The organism is Actinomadura bangladeshensis (genome assembly GCF_004348335.1).
Classification (GTDB): Bacteria; Actinomycetota; Actinomycetes; order Streptosporangiales; family Streptosporangiaceae; genus Spirillospora; species Spirillospora bangladeshensis.
The window spans coordinates 1-4051 of sequence record NZ_SMJW01000424.1; the positions used below are offsets into that span (position 1 = coordinate 1).

6 protein-coding genes are annotated in these 4051 nt (G+C 74.4%); 3 read left to right on the forward strand and 3 right to left on the reverse strand.

The window, feature by feature from the left end:
* Positions 1–183: 183 nt before the first annotated feature.
* Genes E1284_RS39090 through E1284_RS39100 form a run of 3 tightly spaced genes read right to left on the reverse strand, consistent with a single transcriptional unit; the run spans position 184 to position 1911 of the window.
* Positions 184–576 (reverse strand): rhodanese-like domain-containing protein, encoded by a 393-nt coding sequence (locus tag E1284_RS39090; protein WP_243715014.1) that lies wholly within the window; start codon positions 574–576, stop codon positions 184–186.
* Positions 577–580: 4 nt separating this feature from the next.
* Positions 581–1462 carry a Gfo/Idh/MocA family protein gene (locus E1284_RS39095; RefSeq protein ID WP_131945179.1) on the reverse strand — a complete coding sequence of 294 codons (882 nt, stop codon included), beginning with the start codon at positions 1460–1462 and terminating at the stop codon, positions 581–583.
* 59 nt (positions 1463–1521) lie between these two features.
* Positions 1522–1911, reverse strand: coding sequence for a hypothetical protein (locus tag E1284_RS39100; protein WP_131945180.1), 390 nt, complete (start codon positions 1909–1911; stop codon positions 1522–1524).
* Between the two features lie 130 nt (positions 1912–2041).
* Here E1284_RS39100 and E1284_RS39105 point away from each other — a divergent pair, with 130 nt between their 5' ends.
* The 3 genes from E1284_RS39105 to E1284_RS39115 all read left to right on the forward strand — a co-directional run.
* The gene (locus E1284_RS39105; protein WP_131945181.1) at positions 2042–2467 is read left to right on the forward strand and encodes a pyridoxamine 5'-phosphate oxidase family protein; all 426 of its coding nucleotides are present in this window, start codon (positions 2042–2044) and stop codon (positions 2465–2467) included.
* Positions 2468–2554: 87 nt separating this feature from the next.
* On the forward strand, positions 2555–3037 hold the full coding sequence (locus tag E1284_RS39110) for a pyridoxamine 5'-phosphate oxidase family protein (RefSeq protein WP_131945182.1): 483 nt from the start codon (positions 2555–2557) through the stop codon (positions 3035–3037).
* 155 nt (positions 3038–3192) lie between these two features.
* Positions 3193–4051, forward strand: an 859-nt coding sequence (locus E1284_RS39115; protein ID WP_131945183.1) for a globin domain-containing protein, incomplete at its 3' end; no start/stop codon positions are given.

The following is a 4051-nucleotide window of genomic DNA, read 5'->3' on the forward strand; positions in this document are numbered from 1 at the left end:
CTTCACGTGAAAAGTGCTTTCGGACTGGTGCGGACAGGACTCTCGACAAGCCCTATCCTCCCAGCTCGGGAGCACTTTTCTTGTCTAAACGGTCACTCTCGACCCGCCGCCCGGTGAAAGCCCGAGGCTAAGACGGATGCGATATCGACCGCCGAAACAGGTGAATTGTGCGTGCGGCGGCGGTCAGCGGCCGGCGCCCCCGGTCGTCGGCAGCCCGGCGGCGCGCCAGGCGCGGAACCCGCCGTCGATGTCGGTCGCGCGGGTCAGGCCGAGGTCGTGCAGGGACGCGGCGGCGAGGCTGGAGGTGTAGCCCTCCGAGCAGAACACGATCACGCGGACGTCGTGCCCGGTCGCCTCGGGCAGCCGGGCGCCGGAGGCCGGGTCGAAGCGCCACTCCAGGACGTTGCGCTCCACGATCAGCGCGCCGGGGATCTCCCCCTCGTCGGCCCGCTGGGCCGCCGGGCGGATGTCGACCAGCACGGCGCCGTCGCTCATCTCGGCGTGCGCGCGGCCGGGGTCCAGGCGGGCCAGGCGGCCGCGCGCGTCGGCGAGGATCTCCTCGATCGTCCGGGGCACGGGTTCAGCCCTCCCCGGCGAGCTGGGCCTCGGCGGAGGCGAGGACTTCCTGGATGCGCAGGCCGTGCGCGGCGTCCAGGGCCGGCGACTGCCCGCCGCGGACGGCCGCCGCGAACTCGGCGACCATCGTCGCGAACGCGTCGTCGCCGAGCTGCGACCAGTCGAGCACGGCGTGCCCCTTGCGCCCGTACACCTCGACGCGCGCGGGCGGCAGCTCCCCCGTCCCCGCCATCGAGACGGACGCCTGGCTGACCGCGCCGCCCTCGTGCTCCAGGGTCAGCCCGAGCCAGCCGAGCGGGTCGCCGTGGGCGCGGACGCCGGCGACGCGGCCGAGCGAGGCGTCCAGCAGGTCGACGATGTGGGGGCCGAGGTCGAGCAGCGCGCCCTTCTCCAGCCGCCACGGGGTGGCGAACGGCCCGCCGCTCAGCACCGAGGAGACGAACGAGCCGTAGCCGCCGAACGGGTCGAGGCCGCCCACCCGGGCGAGGAAGTCGCGGGCCGCGCGGGAGTAGCGCAGCGTGAAGACCATCTGCGAGACGACGCCGGCGTCCGCGATGGCCCCGGCCACCCGGCGGGCGCCGTCCAGGTCCATGGCGAGGGGCTTCTCCAGCAGGACGGCCTTCCCCGCGCGGGCGGCCCGGGCGGCGAGGTCGGCCTGGACGTCCGGCGGGACGGAGAACGCCACGGCCTCGCAGGCGTCGAACAGCGCCTCGATCCGCGCGAACGAGGGCGCGCCGTGCTTGGCGGCCAGCTCGGCGGACGCCTCGGGCCGCCGCGCCCACACGCCGGCGAGCCGCGTCGCCGGTCCCGCCGCCAGCGCGGGCGCGTGGACCATGCCCGCCCAGGGTCCCGCTCCGACCAGCCCCACCGCCACAGATTCACTCATAGGGCAAACCTAGAGGATCCGCCCGCGGGCCGGTCCACGGCGGAAGCGGCGGGCGCCGGTCAGCCGAGCTGGACGCCGAAGAGGAGGGCGGCGAGGGCGCCGACCATGCCGAGGGCTCCCCAGACGGCGAGGCCGGCCTTGGACGTGGCGCGGGTGTGCAGGAACGCCGCCACCCCCGACAGCAGGACGAACACGATCTTCACTTCGAGGGTGCGCTGCGCCGGGCCGCCGATGTCCCCGGCGGTGGTGTTCCAGATGCCGGTGAGGACGAGGACGGCGAACGCGGGCCAGGCGACCAGGTTGTAGCGGCGCGCGGCGACCTTGGTGACGCCCTCGTAGCCGCGCAGCGCGGGCACGAGCGCGCCGAGCGTGATCTGGCCGCCGACCCAGATCGTCGCTGCGAGCACGTGCAGGAACAGGCGCACGTCGGCGGTGGTGAGGGCGAGCACGGGGACCTCCAGGCGGGATCGTCGGGATTGTCCGGGACGTTACCGTCCCTCCGGGCCTGGTCAGGCACCACCCCGGGATTCGGGACCTTGGTCCCTAACGGCGGGGCGCAGGGCCGTCCACGCTGGACGCATGCAGCTCGACCACAGCGGCCTGGAGATCCTCGACGAGGACGAGTGCCGCCGTCTTCTGGCGCGCGCGGAGATCGGGCGGATCGTGTTCACCCACCACGCGCTGCCGGCCGTCCAGCCGGTGAACTTCGCCGTCAGCGGCGGCGACATCGTGATCCGGACGTCGCGGACGTCGCGGCTCGCCAAGGCCGCCGCGGACACGATCGTCGCGTTCGAGATCGACGAGTTCGACACGGCGGCGAAGACGGGCTGGTCGGTGGTCGCGGTCGGGCCCGCCCGGCACGTCACCGACCCGGCCGACTCGGCCGCGCTGGAGGCCCTGCCGCTGCGCAGCTGGGCGCCCGGCGAGCGGGAGTACTTCGTCCGCATCCGCCCCGAGCTGATCACCGGCCGGCGGATCGGCGGACCGGTGCCCGCCGAGACCTGACGGCCTCTCCGGTAAGGGACCGGTGGCCGGGCGCCAGGGGGACGTTCGCCCCTGTATCCGCCGCCTCCCGGCGAGGAGGCTGGTGGTATGCGATCCACCGGAGAAGACCTGGAGATCCTCGGCCGCGAGGAGTGCCTCGCGCTGCTGCGGTCCGCGCCGGTCGGGCGCGTGGTCTACACCGATCAGGCCCTGCCCGCGATCCAGCCGGTGACCTTCGTGCTGGACGGCGACGAGGCCGTGGTCATCCGCACCGCGCCGGGTTCGAAGTTCGACGCCGCGCTGCGCGGCGCGATCGTCGCGTTCGAGGTGGACGCGTTCGACCCGGCCGCCCGGACGGGCTGGTCGGTGACGGCGGTCGGGCAGGCCCGCGCGGTGACCGACCCGGCGGAGGCCGCGCGGGTGGCCGGGCTGCCGCTGCGGCCGTGGGCGCCGGGGCCGCGCGACCACTTCATCCGCGTCCCGCTGTGGCGGGTCACCGGCCGCCGCATCCCGGCCGCCGGCGAGCGGCCGGCCCTGACCGATGCGAACCGGTGCGGTCAAGGCCATAGCGATGATCAGCAAAGCGCTTGATCTGAACCTCGCCGACCGTGATCGGTGTGGCGCACATCACAGCCCTTATTGGCGCATCGCCAATAAGATCGGGAGGTCGTCTGGGGCGTCCACCGCGCGCAGTCCCTCCGTCGCCGCCGCAGCCCGCGGCGGTGCCTCCCACAGGAAGGCATCTGATGCTCTCGTCCGACCACGCCGACATCGTGCGGGCCACGCTGCCCGCCGTCGGCGCCAACGGTGTTGAGATCACCGGCCGGTTCTACTCCGCGATGTTCGCCGCGCACCCCGAGCTGCGGCACCTGTTCAACCAGGGCAACCAGGCCAACGGCGAGCAGCGCCGGGCGCTCGCCGGCTCGGTCGCCGCGTTCGCCGGGCACCTGGTCAACCCCGACTCCGGGACGCCGTTCCAGCAGATGCTGCCGCGCATCGCGCACAAGCACGCCTCGCTCGGCATCCGCCCCGAGCAGTACCCGGTCGTCGGACGGCACCTGATGGGCGCGGTCGCCGACGTGCTCGGCGACGCGGTGACGCCGGAGGTGCACGCCGCCTGGTCGGAGGTGTACTGGCTGTTCGCGACGCTCCTCATCGCCGAGGAGGCGCGGCTGTACCAGGACGCCGCCTGCGACCCGGCCGTCCCCTACCGGCCGTGGCGCGTCGCGGACCGGCGGGACGAGGCCGAGGACGTCTTCTCCCTCGTCCTGGAGCCCGCCGACGGCGGCGAGGCCCCCGCGCACCGCCCCGGCCAGTACGTGTCCGTCGCGGTGACGCTGCCGGACGGCCTGCGCCAGCCCCGCCAGTACACACTGTCGCGGGCCGCGGGCGACACCGTCCAGATCACCGTCCGGCGGGTGCGCGGTGAGGGCGCCGCACCGGACGGGGCCGTCTCGGGGTACCTGTTCGAGCACGCGGCCCCCGGCGACGAACTGGAGCTGTCCCGGCCGTTCGGCGACGTCGTGGTGGACGACGGGGAGGACCCGCTCGTCCTGATCAGCGCGGGCATCGGCATCACCCCCGCCGCGGCGGTGATCGACCACC

Coding starts and splice junctions, on each gene's coding strand:
- E1284_RS39095 (WP_131945179.1), bottom strand. CDS start 1,462: ATGAGTGAATCTGTGGCGGTGGGGCTGGTCGGAGCGGGACCCTGGGCG.
- E1284_RS39105 (WP_131945181.1), top strand. CDS start 2,042: ATGCAGCTCGACCACAGCGGCCTGGAGATCCTCGACGAGGACGAGTGC.
- E1284_RS39110 (WP_131945182.1), top strand. CDS start 2,555: ATGCGATCCACCGGAGAAGACCTGGAGATCCTCGGCCGCGAGGAGTGC.